This is a genomic window from Mesorhizobium sp. WSM4840 (genome assembly GCF_055811755.1).
In genome coordinates, this window is sequence record NZ_JBVVQD010000001.1 from 103,365 (window position 1) to 120,049 (window position 16,685).

The following is a 16,685-nucleotide window of genomic DNA, read 5'->3' on the forward strand; positions in this document are numbered from 1 at the left end:
TGCACAATTAAGGTTTTGTTCAGCTTGTTTACCGACCGTCAGCCGACATCGAGCACGATTTTGCCGATATGGTCGCCGTCCTCCATTCGCTCATGCGCCCGCCACGCTTCCTTGAGCGGGAAGATCATGTCCATGACGGGTGCTACCTTGCGGGTGCCAAGCAGCGGCCACACCTGCGCCTCCAGTGCTGCGGCGACTGCCGCCTTGAATTCGACGGTGCGCGGCCGCAGCATCGAGCCGGTGTGGGTGAGCCGCTTGGCCATCATCTTCGAGAAATCGGCGCTTGCCACCGCCCCGCTCTGCGTGGCGATCTGGACGATGCGGCCTTCCACAGCCGCGGCCTCGTAGTTTCGCGCCACATAGTCGCCGCCGACCATGTCGAGGATGACGTTGGCGCCCTTGCCGCCGGTCGCGTCCTTGACCGCCGCGACGAATTCCTCCTCGCGGTAGTTGATCGCCCGGTCGGCGCCAAGCTTCAGGCAGGCGTCGCACTTCTCCTGGCTGCCGGCGGTGGTGATGACATAGGCGCCGAAGGCCGAGGCGAGCTGGATCGCCGTGGTGCCGATCCCGGACGAGCCGCCATGGACGAGCAGCGTCTCGCCGCTCTTCAGGCCGCCGCGCTCGAAGACATTATGCCAGACGGTGAAGTAGTTTTCCGGTACCGCCGCCGCTTCTGTGTGGGTAAAGCCGGCGGGCAGCGGCAGCACGCTGCCGGCATGGACCTTGACGTATTCGGCATAGCCACCGCCGGGCGTCAGCGCGCAGACCCGGTCGCCGACACGCCAGCGCGATATCTCGTCGCCAAGGGCTGCAACTTCGCCGGACGCTTCGAGACCCGGCAGATCCGACGCACCGGGCGGCGGTGGATAGACGCCCTTGCGCTGCTGCACATCCGGCCGGTTGACACCGGCAGCGCGCACCCGGATCAGGATTTCGCCGGGACCGGGCACGGGCACGTCGCGCGTTTCCGGTTTCAGCACTCGCGGTCCGCCGGGTTCCGAGATCGCAATGGCCGTCATCTTCGCCGGAATCTTGTTCTGTCCACTCGCCATGAATTTTCCCGTCTCGCTTCGCCAGTTTCTTGCCAGCTGCCGGTTTTCTTGCCGACTATTTGCATCCATGCCCCTGCCCTATGTATGCTGATTGCCAAATCAGGCAAATGGCCACTGCAGCGTCGGGCGTTCGATTGGACGCGCAATGGTAGCAGTTTAATTTTTTGCGCATGAGCGAGGAGCGACTATGGCGATCTTCGACGACGAACCCAAAAAGAAAGCCCGCCCGCATGAGATCGGGCAGGATCTGTCGCTGCTTTCCGTCGACGAACTGTCCGAGCGGATCGGCATCTTGCGCGACGAGATCGCCCGGCTCGAAGCCGAGCTCAAGACCAAGAGCACCACCAAATCAGCGGCCGAGGCGCTGTTCCGCCGCGAATAGTTTCCAGAGCCGAATCGCCCGCCGCCGAAAAGCTCGAATGCGGCTGTCTTCAGATCCTCTCTAGATTCCAGCCGGATCAGCTAAATGATGTTTGCAAGCTACCGACCGATCCTCTCGCTGCTTCGCGGCACCGCTTTCCTGCTGGCGGCGACCGGGCTGCACGGGCTGCTGTTGCCGCTGCGCGGCCAGTTGGAAGGCTTCTCGACCGCATCGCTCGGCCTGATGGGCACGGCCTGGGCCGGCGGCTTCGTCACCGGCTGCTTTTTTGCGCCGCGCCTCGTGCGTCGCGCCGGTCACGTACGCGCTTTCGGCGCCTTTGCGGCATCGGGAGCCATCGTCGCGCTGCTCACCGGCCTGATCATCGACGAATATGTCTGGATCCTGCTGCGCGCCTTCACCGGCTTCACCATGGCCGGCGCCTTCATGGTCATCGAAAGCTGGCTGAACGAGAAGTCCACCAACGAGAACCGCGGCACCGTCTTCGGCCTTTACATGATGGTCACCTATGCCTCGATCATGGGCGGCCAGATGATCGTTGCCGGCGGCGACGTGCAGTCGGCCTCGCTGTTCATGATCACCGGTATCCTGTTCTGCCTGTCGCTCATTCCGACCGCAGTGTCGACAGCTTCGCACCCCAAGCCGCTGCAGGACGTCTCGCTCGACGTCAAGGGGCTCTATGTCAATTCGCCGGTGTCGGCGATCGCCTGCGTTCTGATCGGCATCGCTAACGGCGCCTGGGGCACGCTTGGTGCCGTCTATGGCGCCCGTATCGGCATTTCCACGGCCGAGATCGCGCTGATGATGAGCCTGGTGGTCGTCGCCGGCGCCGCCATGCAACTTCCGGCCGGACGTCTCTCCGACAAGACCGACCGCCGCTTTGTGCTGGCGGGCCTGGCCTTTGGCGCGGCGCTGTTCGCCGTCGCGGTCTTCCTGTTCGAGCCGCGCTCCGGCGTCTTCGTCATCATCTGCACCGCCGCCTACGGCGCTTTTGCCTATACGCTGTATTCGATCGCCGTTGCCCATGCCAACGACCACGCCCGGGCGGAGGATTTCGTCAAGGTGTCGGGCGGCCTGCTGCTGCTCTATGGTTTCGGCACGATGGTCGGGCCGCTGCTGGCCGCCGGCCTGATGGGCTGGATGCGGCCGGAAGGCCTGTTCCTTGCGACGGCCTTCGCGCATCTTTGCCTGGCGGGCTATACGCTGCTGCGCATCAGCCGGCGCGCGCCGGTGCCGATCGAAGACCGCGACGCCTTCAAGACGCAACCGGCCGAGCGCTCGATCACGCCGGAAGCATTGCGGCTCGATCCGCGCAGAAAGCCTGAAACCAACGGTTGAGATTTAGAAAACTTTGCCCCACAAATAAGGCATGATGTTTTCTGACGCCTTCATGGCGATTGCCGATCCCAACCGGCGCCATCTTTTGGAAGAGCTCCGGCGCGGCCCGAAGACCGTCAACGAACTGGCCGCCGGGTTGCCAGTCTCGCGCCCGGCTGTTTCGCAGCATCTAAAGGTGCTGCTCGATGCCGGACTGGTCAACGCCAAGCCGGAAGGGACAAGGCGCGTCTATACGGTCAGCAATGCCGGCTTCCTGAAGCTCAACATCTGGCTCGACCAGTTCTGGGATGCAGAGCAGCTTGGCTCGCCCGGAAACTGAGATGCGCCGTCGCGTCTTTGCCAGTAGCGCACCAGGCGCGTCGAGCAGCTCGCCCGGGCCATGCTTTGCTTGCGGGTGCCGAGATCATCGTGGCTGTCGAGAAAGGCACACTGCTCCGTCATACCTCCTCGGCAGGCCGATGAGCTAGGTCAATGGTTGTTGCGGGACGAAAACGCCGTCCTTGTAAGTAGCGCCGAAATAGACCTCGGCGCTGTGCAGCCTACCGTCCTGGAACGAATGCAATTCGGTGTTGCGGAAGACCTTGCCGTCGAGCGTTTCGCAGCGATAGAGAACGAAAGCACCGTTGCCGTCCTCGCAAATCCTCTCGACGGCGATCGACTTGAACAGCGTGCTGTTCGGCCAGCAGCGCGCGAAGTAGGTCGCGCGGTCGATGGCGTCGTCGTAGGGGCTGGTGAAGGTGAAATCGTCTGTCAGCACCGCCTTGATGACGCTGCGGTCGTTGGCTTGGTAGGCGGCGAAGTAACTGCGGATCAGATCCGATCTGCTTTTGACAGGCATGGCGAAAGCTCCTTAGGATTCAGGTGCTTGGCGTTGAGCCACATATCGTCCCATTGAAACAGTGTCGGGCATCGGCCTAAGCGTTCCAGCTTGGACGTTTCTGAACACGGTCGAGCCAATGATGGACATTGACGAGCGAGTCCGGGATGTCGGCTCCGAAGAAGGCGCCAAGCCACGCTGCGACGGCGGCGGTGATGTCGGCGACGGAGTACTGGTCGCCGGCGATGAACCGGCGGCCATCGGCGATCTCGCGGTCAAGCCACGCCCACTTTGCCGGAACGGCTTCGCGCTGCGCTTCGGCGAAAGCCGGGAACTGCACGAGCCGCTCCGCAAACATGGGATCGGAATGCTGGGCAATGCTGCCAATCGTTCCGAAGATCTCGATCTCGGCGCGGCGGTTCCACATCTCGACCTTGCCTTGGCTGACCGCGTCTGAGCCGAACAGTGCCGGCGTTGGATGAAGCGCCTCCAGATAGCGGCAGATGGCGATGCTTTCGGTGATCACCGTCCCGTCATCGAGCACGAGCACGGGAATCTGGCCTAGTGAGTTGAGCTCAAGGAATTGCGGCGCCTTGTGCTCGCCTTTTGTCAGGTCGACTTCAACCCGCGGAACGTCGATGCCTTTCTCAGCCATGAAGATGCGAACGCGGTAGGAATTCGGGCCAATGCCGCAGTAGAGTTTCATACTGTCCTCCCGATTCTGCTGGTCTTTGGCTCAGGCTGCGGCGCTCACGCGCATTCCACCCGCAGGTTGTCGAGCATCTGGCTCCAGCCAGCCTGATGGTTTTCGGGCTGATCATGGCCGTCAAGAAAGGCGCCTTGCTCGGTCATCACCAGCCGGCAGCCTGTGCCTTCTGGACTGAATTCAACCGTCAGCAGGCCGACAAACAATCGCTGGCCGCTGCTGGTCATGCCACCAGCCGAGACGATACGCTGGTCGCGCACGATGTCGAGGTAGCGCGTCTCGTGCACATAACTCTCGCCACCCTTGGGTCCGAAACGGCTGAGCGCAATGCCGCCCACCTGGAACTCGAAGCAGTCAATGCTGCTTTCCCACCCCTCGCCGGGCGAGCCCCAGCGCTGCAATGCGGCGGGATCGGACCAGGCGGCGAACACCCGCGCCGGCGAAGCGTCGTAGCTGCGTTCGAGCACTATGGTCGAATGGACGACGGAGCGTTCGCTCATGTTGGCCTCCTCAGTTTCCTTCAGTTTCGTCCTTGGTTTCCGCGAGAAAGGCGCCGAGTCGGTCGAGCCGCTGTTCCCAGGCCAGGCGCCGTTCGTTGATCCAGTGTTCGGCGGTCCTCAGCGCCTTCGGCTCGATATGGCAGGTGCGCACCCGGCCGAGCTTTTCGGTGCGGACGAGACCGCTCGCCTCGAGCACGTTCAGGTGCTGGACGACCGCCGACAGCGACATCGCCAGCGGCTCGGCCAACTGGCTTACCGAGGCGGGGCCGCACGACAGCCGCTCCACCATGTGCCGCCGCGCCGGGTCGGCGAGCGCCTGGAACATCAGGTCGAGCTGGGCGGTATCCTGCAGCATCGGGCTTAGCCGTTGTTGTAGGGGAAGAGCTTGAAATAGGGCTGCGCTTCCTCGATCACGCGGGCGACAGATGGGCGTTTCAGCAACCGGTCGTGATAGCGTCTCACCGCCGGATATTTGTCGCCGAACGGCTCGACCTTGTTGGCGTAGAACAATGCCGGGGCGGCGGCGCAATCGGCCATCGTGAAGGCCTCGCCCATCGCCCATGTCCTCGACTGCATGTCCTGTTCGATGATGGCGTAGTCGCTGCGCAGCTGGGCGCGCGCCTCCTCGACGCCGAACGGATCGGTCTTGCCTTCCGGCCGCAGGCGGTCGCCGACGATCTTCTGCATCGGGTGCTGCACGTAAAAGTCATAGAAGCGGTCGGCGAGGCGGGTCTGGCGGGCGAGATCGATATCGGCAGGGATCAGCTCGACCGGTCCGGGATAATACGCGTTGAGATATTCGATGACGATCGTCGATTCCGGCACCGTCCGGTCCAGCGCTTCATCGCGCAGCACCGGCATCTTACCCGCCGGCGACAATTTCAGGAACGCCGCGCGCGACTGTTCATTGCCGAGATCGACGACGACCGACGTGAACGGCTTGCCGTTCTCATAGAGCGCGATCAGCGGCTTCCAGCAGAAGGAGGCCAGCGGATGGAGATGCATCGTCAAGGACATCGTTTTGCTCGTTCCCTTGGTGGTTCGCCGCTGCATGGTTTACAGAGCTCAACACTGAAGCGATTACTTAACTATTGCCGATGGTGTGTCAAGGTCCGGCTCCGCGCTTATCTGGCCTTGGCTATGGGCGACGATGGCATCAACGATCGTGGTCCAATCGTCGGGATGGAGTTCGTGGCCGCCGCCTTCGATACGGACAAGCCTCGCGCCGGCAACCGCTTCGGCGAGAGCGGCGCCATGCTCGACCGGAAAGATCGGATCGTCGGTGCCGTGGATAACGAGGAGCGGCGCCGTCATTTGACCCAGCCGCCCCTTCCAGTCCTCCCCGCCCTTGAGCATGAAATGATTGGTCGCGCTTAGAAAACCGCCGGACCGGTCGTAGTCCTGTTCGACGAAGGCCCTCGTTCGCTTCTCGTCGAAGGGATGCGCGGTGCCTGCGATCGCGTGCGCGTCCTTGACGATGAAGTCGATCACCTGGGCTCGGTCAGACCAGTCGACCTTCGCGCCTTCGGCCGAATGCTTCATATAAGCCTCGGTCGTGCCAGGCAGATGCGACGTGTCGATTCCTACAGGAGAAGTGCTGATCGCCGTGAGCGAGACGACCCGCGACGGATATTTCAGCGCCACAAGCTGCGCGATCATGCCGCCCATCGACATGCCGACCACATGCGCTTTCGCGACGCCATGGCCGTCAAGAACGCGGATGGCGTCGTCCGCCATGTCGTCGAATGTGTACGGCGGCTCGCCCGGCGCATATTTGATCGAACGGCCGGTATCTCGATTGTCATAGCGGATCACGAACAGACCCTTGCCGGCCAGTGTCCGGCAGAACGCCTCCGGCCACCAGAGCATAGAAGCCATGGCGCCCATGATCAGCAGCACCGATGGGTGCGCGGGGTCGCCAAATGTCTGGGACGCGATTTCGGGTTCCGCAGCCTTCATCATGATCGCAGTCTCCTCCTTATAAACTGATTGCATTTTGCAATCAGTTGCACGATAATAAAACTGATATGATAATGCAACCGGTTTCTTGGAGAATCGCATGAGCATCGATCGCCGGTCTGGGTGCCCGATCAACCTGTCGCTTGAAGTGTTTGGCGACCGGTGGAGCCTGATCATTCTTCGCGACATGATTTTCGGCGGCAAACGCCACTTTCGCGACCTGCTCAACGGATCGCTGGAACGCATCGCTTCCAACATTCTCGCCGATCGGCTGAAGCGGCTGATGGATCTCGGCATGCTGACCAGGGCCGACGATCCCACCCACAAGCAGAAGGCGATCTACAGCCTGACCGAAATGGCGATAACGCTGGTGCCGATCCTGGCGCATCTCGGCGCCTGGGGTCGCGTCTGGCTGCCGGTCAGCGAGGAACTCTCGATCCGCGCCGAGCTTCTGGAAAAGGGCGGCCCGCCGATGTGGGAAAAGTTCATGGACGAACTGCGCCATGAACATCTGGGCACGCCTTCCAACACGCCGCCGGATGCCACCGTACGTGCTAGTTTGCAGGCTGGATACGAGGCGGTTGTCGCCCGAAAGGCGCCGGGCGCCGGGTGCGATCCTGACGCCTGACAAACTTATTTTCCCCATCGCAGACCGGCTCTGCTATTAAAGGGATTGAAAGCTATAATTTGCGGGATTGGAAAAAGCCCTTGGTTGAGAACTCTAAGGATACTGCCCGCGCGCGGGCCGATTTGCGTTTCAAGAAGCAGGAAGAGGCAGCCACGGTTCGTCAGAAGGCGATGGCGGAATATGTCGCCGAGAGCGACGCCCGCCAGATAAAGACCAACAAACTGAGGGCGCTGCGCCTCGCCAAGGAAGCGGAAGACCTCGCCAATGCGCCTGCTGCTCCGGCAAAGAAGCCGCGCGCCAAGAAAAAATAGAGCTGGTTCCTTGCGCATGACGCTGGAAGCCGGAATCGGTTTCCGGAAAAGATCATGCGCTGATTCAAAGCAGCCGCCACCGCGGGCATCAAGACGGCTGGCTTCACCGCCGATCCAGGCTAAGGCCGGGCCTCTAGTTCACGTTTATGTCACGAGTGGCCGCCCGCATCGACACCGAGAAACCGGCCAGGACGTCGACCAGTGCGATGACCATCAGCGTGAAGAAGACCGAGTGCGCCGCACCCTTCACCAGCAGGAACTCGACCAGGAACGCCACGAAGACGAAGGTCGACAACAGGTGGTCCATGACCGACGCGTTTGACGTGCGCGTCGATTTCACGATTTCGATGAAGAAGAGGATCAGCCCGATCAGCACGATCAGATCGCCGAGCGTCATCGAGAACACCCCGCCCGACATCATGCGGATCGAGAACATTTCGCTTGCCCAGGGATCGTCGCCGCCGCCGAATATTCCCAGAAGCCCGAGATTATAGAGGACGAAGGGCACGATCAGCAGCGGGATGGCACCGAACATCAGGCGGCTCCGGTTGGACAGCCTTCTCTAGTATGCGCTCGGCGTTCGCCGTCAAGAAATTTCGCACATGACCGCGAACACGGACAAAGACCGTGCGAAATAACAGTGCCAGCCGGCCCGGCCGCCATCCGGCATGGCCGCTGGGCTGTTCGAAGATGATCCGGTGGGCGATCATCTGCGCACAATGCAAAAAGACCGGCGCAATGGCCGGTCCTTCGATAGTCACAAACCGTCGAAAGCTGTTTCAGCTTTCCTTCGGTTCCAGAACCTGGCGACCGCGATACATGCCGGTCTTCATGTCGATATGATGCGGGCGGCGCATCTCGCCGGAATTCTTGTCCTCGACATAAGTCGGGGCCTTCAAGGCGTCGGCCGAACGGCGCATGCCGCGCTTCGACGGAGAGGTTTTTCGTTTCGGTACGGCCATGGATATGCTCCACTACATGGTCAAAATGCCCCGGCTGCCCTCGTGAAAGGGCCGCGTCAGGGGCCGGAATCTGAGAAAGTCGGGTGCCTATACACGCCCTGCGCAGTTTTGGCCAGCGCCGTCGCGAAATTTTTTAAGCTATCGCAGACAGCCGACATAGGCGCCGGACCGACCCGCGCGCCGCTCGATCAGCGCGGCCAGCCGTCTCAGTCCCGGTCCGGGTTTCGCCGGGTTGCGTGCGATCGGGTTCGGCAAGGTGACGGCAAGCAGTGCCGCCTGGCGACGCGACAATCGTTTTGCCGAAACTCCGAAATGGTGCTGGGCGGCGGCCTCGATGCCATAGATGCCCGGCCCCCATTCGGCGATATTGAGATAGATTTCCATGATGCGCCGTTTCGACATCACCATGTCGACATAGACGGCCAGCGGCAGCTCGACGACTTTCCGGACCGAGCCCAGCGGCCGCGACCACAGATAAAGGTTCTTCACCGTCTGCATGGTAATGGTGGATGCGCCGCGCGTCATCTCCCCGGCCAAGGCATCGTCGACGACGCCCCTCAACTCGCCAAGGTCGATGCCGTGATGGAAACAGAACTGCCCGTCCTCCGACATGATGACCGAATTCGCAAGCGCCGGCGCCACATCGTCGATCGAGACCCAGCGCCGGTCATAGCCGGAAAACGTCGCCAGATCCTTCAGCATCAGTGTCGATACCGGATGCACGAACGGCGGCAGATAGAGAAAGGTCAACACCACCGGCATCAGCGCCAGCACGACGGCGACGGTGATACCGCGCCGGACCCAGTGCCGGGGCCAACGTTTGAGACCGATGCGGTTGCCGCGTTTCGGCCTCACCATGTCCAGCCCTTCGGTTTCGTGATCGACGATCGGTTCCGCCAAGCCGCTCAATCCATGCTGCTCCCTGCCCCGGCATAATGGCGCTTGGCTTCTTGCGCAACGTCTGAGTGTCGGCTACCCCGTCCCCGGCATGACGAAAGACGATCAAATACCGTTCGAGGCAGCGCTTGTCGCACGCACAGGGCCGATCGAGGCGCTGCTCAGGCAGCTGCTCGGCGACCGCCCGCTTTCAGGCGAGATCGCGCGGCCGCAGCGTCTGATGGAGGCGATGCGCCACGGCGTGCTGAACGGCGGCAAGCGCCTGCGCCCTTTCCTGGTCATGGAAAGCGCCGCGCTGTTTTCCGCCGACGGCGAGGCGGCGCTGCGCGTGGCGGCCGCGCTCGAATGCGTGCATTGCTATTCGCTGATCCATGACGATCTGCCGGCCATGGACGACGACGATTTGCGCCGCGGCCAGCCGACCGTGCACAAGGCCTTCGACGAGGCGACCGCCATCCTCGCCGGCGACGCCTTGCTGGCGCTCGCCTTCGACATCATTGCCGACGAAGCGACGATGCTGCCGGCCGAGCGACGGGCGGCGCTGGTGCTGGCGCTGGCCCGCGCCGCCGGAGCCGGCGGCATGGTCGGCGGCCAGATGCTCGATCTTGAAGCCGAGCGTATCAGGCCGGACGAAGCCGGCATCATCCGGCTTCAGGCGATGAAGACCGGTGCGTTGATCCGCTTCGCCTGCGAGGCGGGCGCAATCCTTGCCGGCGCGCCAGCGGCCGACCGTGAAAGACTGGCGGAATTCGGCTCGGCGATCGGGCTTGCTTTTCAACTTGCCGACGACCTGCTCGATCTGACGGCGGATGCGCACCAGATGGGCAAGGCGACCGGCAAGGATGCCGCCGCCGGCAAGGCGACGCTGGTGGCACTGCACGGCGCGAACTGGGCGCGGGACCAACTTCAAGGCCTCGTCGACCAGGCCCACGCCTTGCTTCATCCCTATGGCGAAGACGCCGTGGTTCTGAAGCAGGCAGCGAAATTCGTGGCGGCCCGCAACAGCTGACGCTGTTCCAACTGTACTCCCGGCGTCTTACGGCGCGCCATGTAGCCAAGGGGGGTTGGTGAACTGTTCGGCCAGAAAATCCACGAACACGCGCACACGCGGCGACAGAATTCGACCAGGCGGATAAACAGCGCAGATTGGCGGTCCGTCATGATGATTGTATCCGGTGAGCAATGCGGTCAGCCTGCCTGCCCTGATGTCCGGCCCGACCAATATCTCCGACATGCGGATGATGCCGACGCCGGCGAGCGCCAGCCGGCGCAGGGCTTCGGTGCTGTTGGCCTCTATCGGGCTGCGGATACGCATGCTTTGCGGACCGTCCGGGCCGTCGAATTCCCAGATGTTGAGGCCGCCGCGTGATGTGATGCCGAGACATGTATGATGTTGAAGGTCGCCTGGCGTCATCGGTGTGCCGTGTTTTTCGAGATACCGAGCTGACGCGCAAATGACACGGTGATTGGGCGCCAGCCGCCGCATCACCAGCCTGGAATCGCTCTGGGCGGCAACACGCACGGCGACATCCGTCTCCTCAGCCAACAGGTCAATGATCGCATCTGTAAACATCAGCTCGAGCTCAATGGCCGGGTAGCGATCGATGAAAGCCGGCAACAACGGCACGATCAAACGATGGCCGAAGGCGCTCGGAAGACTGACGCGCAGCCGGCCGCGCGGTTCTGCGCCGGGTTGAATCGCGATTTCAGCCTCTTTGATGTCGCTCAGGATACGGCGGGCGCTGTCGGCATAGGTGCTGCCTTCCGCCGTCAAGCTGATGCGCCGCGTCGAGCGCTGCAGCAAGCGCACGCCAAGGCGGGATTCCAGGCGACCTACGATTTTGCTGACGGCCGAGGGGGTCATCCGCAGCCGGCGCGCCGCCGCCGAGAAGTCGCCTTCCTCGACAACCGACAGGAACACACCCATCGTTTCTTGCCGGTCCATGTCATCTATTCCATTTCGTCACAGGTAAACGGAATTTATCACCGATTATCGGCGCACGCACTAAATAATATGATTTCCTCCTCAGCATCCAAAAATACTGGCGAGGAGGTGCGATGCGTTCAGAACAGCCAAACCTGCGCGATGCTCACGAACTGCATCGGTGGGCACGTCGCCAGCGCAGCGCCGCAATTGGCCGGTTATGCCTTCAGATTGTCCGCGTGCTGATTCGGTCAAGGCAAAAGATGAGGAACCGCTCAAAGAGCAACGTCCGGGCTAGCGCAGCCGGCCGATCGGAATGATTTCGGGCGATGTCGGAGCGTATGGCTCGCCACGCCAACTGCCGAGCCATTCTTCGACGACCAGCCCGGTCTGGTCCAGCATCTGCGCAAGGCTTTCCTTTGTCGGGACGGCGATTTTCGATTCGGCGCTGAGCACCCGTCCGCTGTCGGGAATTTCGTAATGGGTGGAGTAAGTGACGACACCGCTAGCGGGATCGTGGCGGAAATCGTTCCACGCTCTTACCGTGCCCAATCCGGGATGACTCAGTTCCCGTTGCGACCGTTCCGGCGTCCACTCGAGCCATTCCTCCGTGGCTGGTTTTCGCGTGTCGAAGATGAAGCGCCCATCGGGAGCCAGATGAGCAGCGATCGTGCGAAGCACCGCCTGTCGATCTTCTGGCGTGAGGAACACCTGGAAGGCGCGCCCGGTCAAAAGCACCAGATCGAAGCGTCGTCCGAGCCGGACGTTTCGCGCATCGGCCTCGACCCAGTCGACCCTCTGCCCGCCGGCTCTGCGGCGGGCGATATCGAGCATCGCCGGCGCCGGTCACCCTGCGCCGGTCGGCGAGCGCGGCGGCCAATTGTCCGGTGCCGCAGCCGAGGTCGAGAACGCAGCCCGCATACTGGCAAAGCCGACGCAATAGTAGAAGTCCACGCCGCCTTCGTTCTCGATATCGTAGAACTGGACGAGATCGGGATCGCCTAGAGACGGTCGATCATCGTGGGCCTATCGCTCGAGCCATGGATCAGCAGAATTCGTGAAATGAAAGCACAGCTTCGGCGGTTTGGCGGCCAATCAGTCGGTAACCCTACCGATTCCGCACCACAATGCATGCACCGCCGACGCTTTGCAGTTTCTGGCAGATGTTGTCGGCCTTGGCTTTGGAGTCGGCGCCGATCCGGACCGCATAGATGCCGCGCCTGCCGATCGGCGAGCGCACCCGGCTGACCACCGGATTATGCCCGCCAAGCAAAGCCGGAAACCGGCGCTTCACACCAGTCCATTGATTGAGCGCGGCGGCGCGGCGGAAATTGCCGGCCACCTGCACGCCCCACGGCTTGATGTTGATCGACGCCATGGCCACGGTTTGGGACTTGATGACCGGCAGCTTGCGGCAGGCGACCGCGAAGCTCGCTTTCTTGTCGAGCGGCTGGATGGTGCCGGTATAGGCGGTGTCGGTGAACCTGTCGGCCGGCTCGCCCATGATGTCCAGAACGTAGTCTTCGGTCTCCATCGGCAGGAAGCCACCGGAACTCAGCCAGCGCGATACCCGGCTTTCACCGGCATTGTAGGCGGCGGCGGCCAGGCCCAGATTGCCGAAGCCGGTCTTCATTTCGGCGAGATATTTTGCCGAGGCGGGGATGGCCTGCTCGATATCGAAGGAGTTGGCGAGACCGCGTATCTTGGCGGTGCCCGGCATGAACTGGGCTATGCCTTCGGCGCCGACCGGACTGACCGCATTGGGATCGAAGCGGCTTTCCTTCCAGATCAGCCGGGCAAAGAAATCCTTGGGCAGGCCGTTTTGATCCGCATGGGCCTCGATCAAGTTGCAAACACGGTCGAGCAGCCGCTGCTTGGCGGGGCGCGGCGGATCGGCGTGGGCGGCTGTCGCCCAGCCCAGCCCACCAAGCAAAACCAATCCACCAAGCAAAATCGGCGTCGCCCAGCGGAAGCGCCGCATCGACCTACTCCGCCGCAGCCTTGCCAGGTTGCCCAAACCGCTGCTCGATATAATCGGCGACCATTTTTTCGAAGTCGGCGGCAATCGAAGGGCCGCGCAGCGTCGCCGCCTTGCTGCCGTCGACGAACACTGGCGCCGTCGGCGTCTCGCCGGTGCCGGGCAGCGAAATGCCGATATCGGCATGCTTGGATTCACCCGGACCGTTGACGATGCAACCCATCACCGCGACCTTGAGGTTCTCGACGCCGGGGTATTTTTCACGCCACACCGGCATGTTCTTGCGCAGATCCGCCTGGATATTCTGGGCGAGTTCCTGGAACACGGTAGAGGTCGTGCGGCCACAGCCGGGGCAGGCGGCGACGATCGGCACGAACTGCCGGAACCCCATGGTCTGCAGGAGTTCTTGCGACACCTGCACCTCGCGCGTGCGGTCGCCGTTCGGCTCCGGTGTCAGCGAGATGCGGATCGTGTCGCCAATGCCTTGCTGGAGCAGGATGCCCATCGCCGCGGACGAGGCGACGATGCCTTTCGAACCCATGCCGGCCTCGGTGAGGCCGAGATGCAGCGCGTGGTTGGAGCGGGTGGCAAGCTCGGTGTAGACCGCGATCAGATCCTGCACGCCGCTGACCTTGGCCGACAGGATGATCTTCTCGCGGCCAAGGCCGATCTCCTCGGCCATTTCGGCCGATAGGATCGCCGACTGCACGATCGCCTCGCGCGTCACTTCCTGCGCGGTCAGCGGAAAGCCCTGCCGCTGGTTGTCGTCCATCAGCCGGGTCAGAAGCTCCTGGTCGAGCGACCCCCAGTTGACGCCGATGCGCACCGGCTTGTCGTACCGGATCGCCATCTCGACGATCGCCGCGAACTGCCGGTCCTTCTTGTCCTTGAAGCCGACATTGCCGGGATTGATGCGGTATTTGGCCAGCGCCTCGGCGCAAGCCGGATGGTCGGCAAGCAGCTTGTGGCCGATATAGTGGAAATCGCCGACCAGCGGCACGTTGATGCCGAGCCGTCCGAGCCGCTCGCGGATGGCGGGCACGGCGGCAGCACTCTTGTCGCGGTCGACGGTGATGCGCACGATCTCGGAGCCGGCGCGATGTAGCGCCGCAACTTGAGCAACTGTCTGGTCGACATCGGCGGTGTCGGTGTTGGTCATCGACTGAACGACGACAGGGGCACCCCCGCCGACCATCACGCCGCCGACATCGACACCGACCGAGGTGCGGCGCGGGAAGGGAGAGGAAAAATATCCGGTCATGGCCGGCTGCCCTTTGTTAGCTCCGAATTCCGGAATCGGTTTCCGGAAACAATCATGCGCAAAAATCAAAATACAGCGTCGTTTGCGGGTCCGAAAGGACGCGCGGCGCTGTAGAAGGTCCGGGCATGAGGTGGAGGAGCAAAGATGGCTTGTCAATGGCGACAGGCAGGCAGACCTGCCGAATCGATAACAGGAAGACGGCCGGCAAGCCATCTTTCCTGTCCACGTCGCCGGAACAAAACAAGGGAACGCTCCGACGGCATGGCTGCCACCGGAAAAGTCGCGCCGAAAGCGGCGCAGCTATCCCCGCGCATGATTTCGAAAATCGGAATCGATTTTCGCTGGGATCATGCGCCAAATCAGAAGGGCTACAGCGTCCTTTGCGCGCCTAAAGGACGCCGGCGCTGTAGAAGAGCGTCAGTGCTTGGTCGGTTTCGCCTTCAGTTTTTCAATCTCGTCCTTGAGTGCCAGCTTGCGCCGCTTGAGATTCACGATTTCGAGGTCGTCGACCGATGGATGGTTCATCGCATCATCGATTTCGCGTTCGATGTCGCCGTGTTTCCGCTGCAGCTCATCAAGATGGGATGCAAGAGACATGATTGGTTCTCCCTTTCATGGTTTCCTCGATTGCAGCCGTCCAAGGCGCGTCCACCGCAAGTTCGCTTCTGTGACGGCATAATGACAGTGTGCCACTATCGGGCATCGATGTCGAATGCTGCGTGGTAGCATTCCACGACAATACGAAATGTGGTATTGGCTGCGCGCCGGTGCAAGATACCTCCGGCCTCGCCCAATCAGGCCCATTTTTGGGCGCCGCAGACGTGCAGACGGTAGATAATGTCCGAACAGGAACAGGCTGATATCCGCCTCGAATATTCTCGGCTGAAGCAGGAGCACGCCGATTTCGACGCGGCCATCAACGCGATGATCGCCATGAACTGCGACCCTCTGCAGATCCAGCGCATGAAGAAGAAGAAACTTTTCCTGAAAGACCGGCTGATGGCGCTGGAAGACCGGATCATCCCCGACATCATCGCGTGAGCGAATCCCACTTACGGTCGACAAATTCTGCTCATCCCGTGATCGAAAGCCTCGCGGCGCGTTCGCGCAGCAGGGCGATAAGATCGCCGGTCTTCTCCTCGGAAGTGTCGATTGGAACCACCAGGCATATCGTCGCCTCGACCTTGCCGGCAGCTGAAAAGACCGGCGCGGCAAGGCATTTTGTATAGGCGTCGACAAGACCTGAGGTTACACAGTAGCCGGCAGCCCCAGCCGTAGCGATATCGGTCATGAAGTCGTCCAGCAGCAATCTGCGGCCGTCTGGCAGGACGAGATCATCTTCGGACACCATGTCTTCGATCACCGCCCTTTCGAAACCGGCGAGAAGCAACCGCCCGGAAGCGGTCCACGGAAGCGGGATCTGCAGACCTGTGGCCGAACTGATCCGGAACGGCCTGGTGCCTGGACTGGAATGGACAATCGTGTAGCGGCCGCTTTGCAGCATGCACAATTCGGAGGTCTCGCCTGTCTCGCGCGACAGGTTGTCGACTTCCTGACGCCCTCGCCTGAGTAGGTCGTTGCCGCGCACATAGTCCATTCCGTAGAGATAAAGCTTCTTCCCGAAATAGACCCGATTACCGTCGCCGGCCATTTCCAGCAGGCCCGCATCCACGAGCGAGCGCACGAGCGTGTAGATCGTTGAGCGCGGCGCATTCACTCCCTTGGCGAGATCACCAATCCCGATCGCACGCTGGTTCGCGTGAAGAAACTCCAGGATATGGAGCACCCGGTTGAGACCCTTCTCGCGAGAGCCCGAATTCCTGTCTTCGTCCGGACCAGCGTCCGGCCGAACTGCCAAGGCATTGCCATCTTGCATTACTTGTTCCTGATGTTAGTATCTGTCTTGTACAGGATACATGTGTCTTTTGTAAGAGACAATCCAGCAGATCACTGATGCATGTATCGGCAAAGGG

The 16,685-nt window shown here is 61.9% G+C and carries 23 protein-coding genes; 7 read left to right on the plus strand and 16 right to left on the minus strand.

All coding sequences use genetic code 11. The features are described from left to right. Positions 1-38 precede the first annotated feature (38 nt). A complete protein-coding gene (locus AC0L3I_RS00585) occupies positions 39-1,052 on the minus strand; it encodes an NAD(P)H-quinone oxidoreductase (protein WP_473525625.1) in 1,014 nt (337 codons plus the stop codon). A gap of 187 nt (positions 1,053-1,239) precedes the next feature. Here AC0L3I_RS00585 and AC0L3I_RS00590 point away from each other — a divergent pair, with 187 nt between their 5' ends. The 3 genes from AC0L3I_RS00590 (at position 1,240) to AC0L3I_RS00600 (ending at position 3,088) form a co-directional block, all read left to right on the plus strand. Continuing rightward, complete coding sequence (locus AC0L3I_RS00590) at positions 1,240-1,434, plus strand: DUF1192 domain-containing protein (protein ID WP_202365646.1); 195 nt, start codon at positions 1,240-1,242, stop codon at positions 1,432-1,434. Positions 1,435-1,521: 87 nt separating this feature from the next. Then, entirely contained in the window at positions 1,522-2,769 is a 1,248-nt protein-coding gene (locus tag AC0L3I_RS00595; RefSeq protein ID WP_473525982.1) for an MFS transporter, read from the plus strand. A gap of 31 nt (positions 2,770-2,800) precedes the next feature. Further along, positions 2,801-3,088, plus strand: a complete 288-nt coding sequence (locus AC0L3I_RS00600) for an ArsR/SmtB family transcription factor (protein WP_029348743.1) — start codon at positions 2,801-2,803, stop codon at positions 3,086-3,088. Positions 3,089-3,232: 144 nt separating this feature from the next. On the opposite strand, the gene AC0L3I_RS00605 is transcribed toward AC0L3I_RS00600, so the two are convergent. The 6 genes from AC0L3I_RS00605 to AC0L3I_RS00630 form a co-directional block, all read right to left on the minus strand. Then, positions 3,233-3,607 (minus strand): nuclear transport factor 2 family protein, encoded by a 375-nt coding sequence (locus AC0L3I_RS00605; RefSeq protein ID WP_473525626.1) that lies wholly within the window; start codon positions 3,605-3,607, stop codon positions 3,233-3,235. A 76-nt stretch (positions 3,608-3,683) separates the two neighbouring features. Next, positions 3,684-4,292 (minus strand): glutathione S-transferase family protein, encoded by a 609-nt coding sequence (locus tag AC0L3I_RS00610; RefSeq protein ID WP_473525627.1) that lies wholly within the window; start codon positions 4,290-4,292, stop codon positions 3,684-3,686. A gap of 44 nt (positions 4,293-4,336) precedes the next feature. Continuing rightward, positions 4,337-4,792, minus strand: coding sequence for an SRPBCC family protein (locus AC0L3I_RS00615; RefSeq protein ID WP_473525628.1), 456 nt, complete (start codon positions 4,790-4,792; stop codon positions 4,337-4,339). 10 nt (positions 4,793-4,802) lie between these two features. Beyond that, positions 4,803-5,147, minus strand: coding sequence for an ArsR/SmtB family transcription factor (locus tag AC0L3I_RS00620; RefSeq protein WP_473525629.1), 345 nt, complete (start codon positions 5,145-5,147; stop codon positions 4,803-4,805). Between the two features lie 5 nt (positions 5,148-5,152). Then, positions 5,153-5,809, minus strand: coding sequence for a glutathione S-transferase family protein (locus AC0L3I_RS00625; RefSeq protein ID WP_473525630.1), 657 nt, complete (start codon positions 5,807-5,809; stop codon positions 5,153-5,155). Between the two features lie 63 nt (positions 5,810-5,872). Continuing rightward, on the minus strand, positions 5,873-6,754 hold the full coding sequence (locus AC0L3I_RS00630; protein ID WP_473525631.1) for an alpha/beta fold hydrolase: 882 nt from the start codon (positions 6,752-6,754) through the stop codon (positions 5,873-5,875). 97 nt (positions 6,755-6,851) lie between these two features. Here AC0L3I_RS00630 and AC0L3I_RS00635 point away from each other — a divergent pair, with 97 nt between their 5' ends. Continuing rightward, positions 6,852-7,379 carry a winged helix-turn-helix transcriptional regulator gene (locus AC0L3I_RS00635; protein ID WP_473525632.1) on the plus strand — a complete coding sequence of 176 codons (528 nt, stop codon included), beginning with the start codon at positions 6,852-6,854 and terminating at the stop codon, positions 7,377-7,379. Positions 7,380-7,459: 80 nt separating this feature from the next. Then, positions 7,460-7,690, plus strand: coding sequence for a hypothetical protein (locus AC0L3I_RS00640; protein ID WP_095495316.1), 231 nt, complete (start codon positions 7,460-7,462; stop codon positions 7,688-7,690). A gap of 133 nt (positions 7,691-7,823) precedes the next feature. On the opposite strand, the gene AC0L3I_RS00645 is transcribed toward AC0L3I_RS00640, so the two are convergent. From AC0L3I_RS00645 to AC0L3I_RS00655, 3 genes are all read right to left on the minus strand, one after another. Next, positions 7,824-8,225, minus strand: coding sequence for a hypothetical protein (locus AC0L3I_RS00645; protein WP_095495317.1), 402 nt, complete (start codon positions 8,223-8,225; stop codon positions 7,824-7,826). Between the two features lie 244 nt (positions 8,226-8,469). Continuing rightward, on the minus strand, positions 8,470-8,652 hold the full coding sequence (rpmF, locus tag AC0L3I_RS00650) for a 50S ribosomal protein L32 (RefSeq protein ID WP_029348751.1): 183 nt from the start codon (positions 8,650-8,652) through the stop codon (positions 8,470-8,472). 138 nt (positions 8,653-8,790) lie between these two features. Then, a complete protein-coding gene (locus AC0L3I_RS00655) occupies positions 8,791-9,561 on the minus strand; it encodes a biosynthetic peptidoglycan transglycosylase (protein ID WP_473525633.1) in 771 nt (256 codons plus the stop codon). Between the two features lie 79 nt (positions 9,562-9,640). On the opposite strand from AC0L3I_RS00655, the gene AC0L3I_RS00660 reads away from it, so the two are divergent. Continuing rightward, positions 9,641-10,558, plus strand: a complete 918-nt coding sequence (locus tag AC0L3I_RS00660; protein ID WP_473486967.1) for a polyprenyl synthetase family protein — start codon at positions 9,641-9,643, stop codon at positions 10,556-10,558. 27 nt (positions 10,559-10,585) lie between these two features. Here the strand turns inward: AC0L3I_RS00660 and AC0L3I_RS00665 are convergent, their stop codons facing one another. The 5 genes from AC0L3I_RS00665 to AC0L3I_RS00685 all read right to left on the minus strand — a co-directional run bounded on the left by AC0L3I_RS00665 (position 10,586) and on the right by AC0L3I_RS00685 (position 15,309). Beyond that, positions 10,586-11,494 carry a LysR family transcriptional regulator gene (locus AC0L3I_RS00665; protein WP_473525634.1) on the minus strand — a complete coding sequence of 303 codons (909 nt, stop codon included), beginning with the start codon at positions 11,492-11,494 and terminating at the stop codon, positions 10,586-10,588. 273 nt (positions 11,495-11,767) lie between these two features. Further along, positions 11,768-12,307: a class I SAM-dependent methyltransferase gene (locus tag AC0L3I_RS00670; protein ID WP_473525635.1), complete on the minus strand. Its 540-nt coding sequence runs from the start codon at positions 12,305-12,307 to the stop codon at positions 11,768-11,770. Positions 12,308-12,581: 274 nt separating this feature from the next. Next, positions 12,582-13,454: a lytic transglycosylase domain-containing protein gene (locus AC0L3I_RS00675; RefSeq protein WP_473525636.1), complete on the minus strand. Its 873-nt coding sequence runs from the start codon at positions 13,452-13,454 to the stop codon at positions 12,582-12,584. Between the two features lie 4 nt (positions 13,455-13,458). Further along, positions 13,459-14,712 carry a flavodoxin-dependent (E)-4-hydroxy-3-methylbut-2-enyl-diphosphate synthase gene (gene ispG / locus AC0L3I_RS00680; protein WP_473486971.1) on the minus strand — a complete coding sequence of 418 codons (1,254 nt, stop codon included), beginning with the start codon at positions 14,710-14,712 and terminating at the stop codon, positions 13,459-13,461. A 417-nt stretch (positions 14,713-15,129) separates the two neighbouring features. Further along, positions 15,130-15,309 (minus strand): YdcH family protein, encoded by a 180-nt coding sequence (locus AC0L3I_RS00685; protein ID WP_095495322.1) that lies wholly within the window; start codon positions 15,307-15,309, stop codon positions 15,130-15,132. A gap of 240 nt (positions 15,310-15,549) precedes the next feature. Between AC0L3I_RS00685 and AC0L3I_RS00690 the strand changes: the two genes are divergently transcribed. Further along, the gene (locus AC0L3I_RS00690) at positions 15,550-15,753 is read left to right on the plus strand and encodes a YdcH family protein (RefSeq protein ID WP_077380473.1); all 204 of its coding nucleotides are present in this window, start codon (positions 15,550-15,552) and stop codon (positions 15,751-15,753) included. A 31-nt stretch (positions 15,754-15,784) separates the two neighbouring features. Here the strand turns inward: AC0L3I_RS00690 and AC0L3I_RS00695 are convergent, their stop codons facing one another. After that, on the minus strand, positions 15,785-16,588 hold the full coding sequence (locus tag AC0L3I_RS00695) for an IclR family transcriptional regulator (protein WP_473525637.1): 804 nt from the start codon (positions 16,586-16,588) through the stop codon (positions 15,785-15,787). Positions 16,589-16,685: the final 97 nt, after the last annotated feature.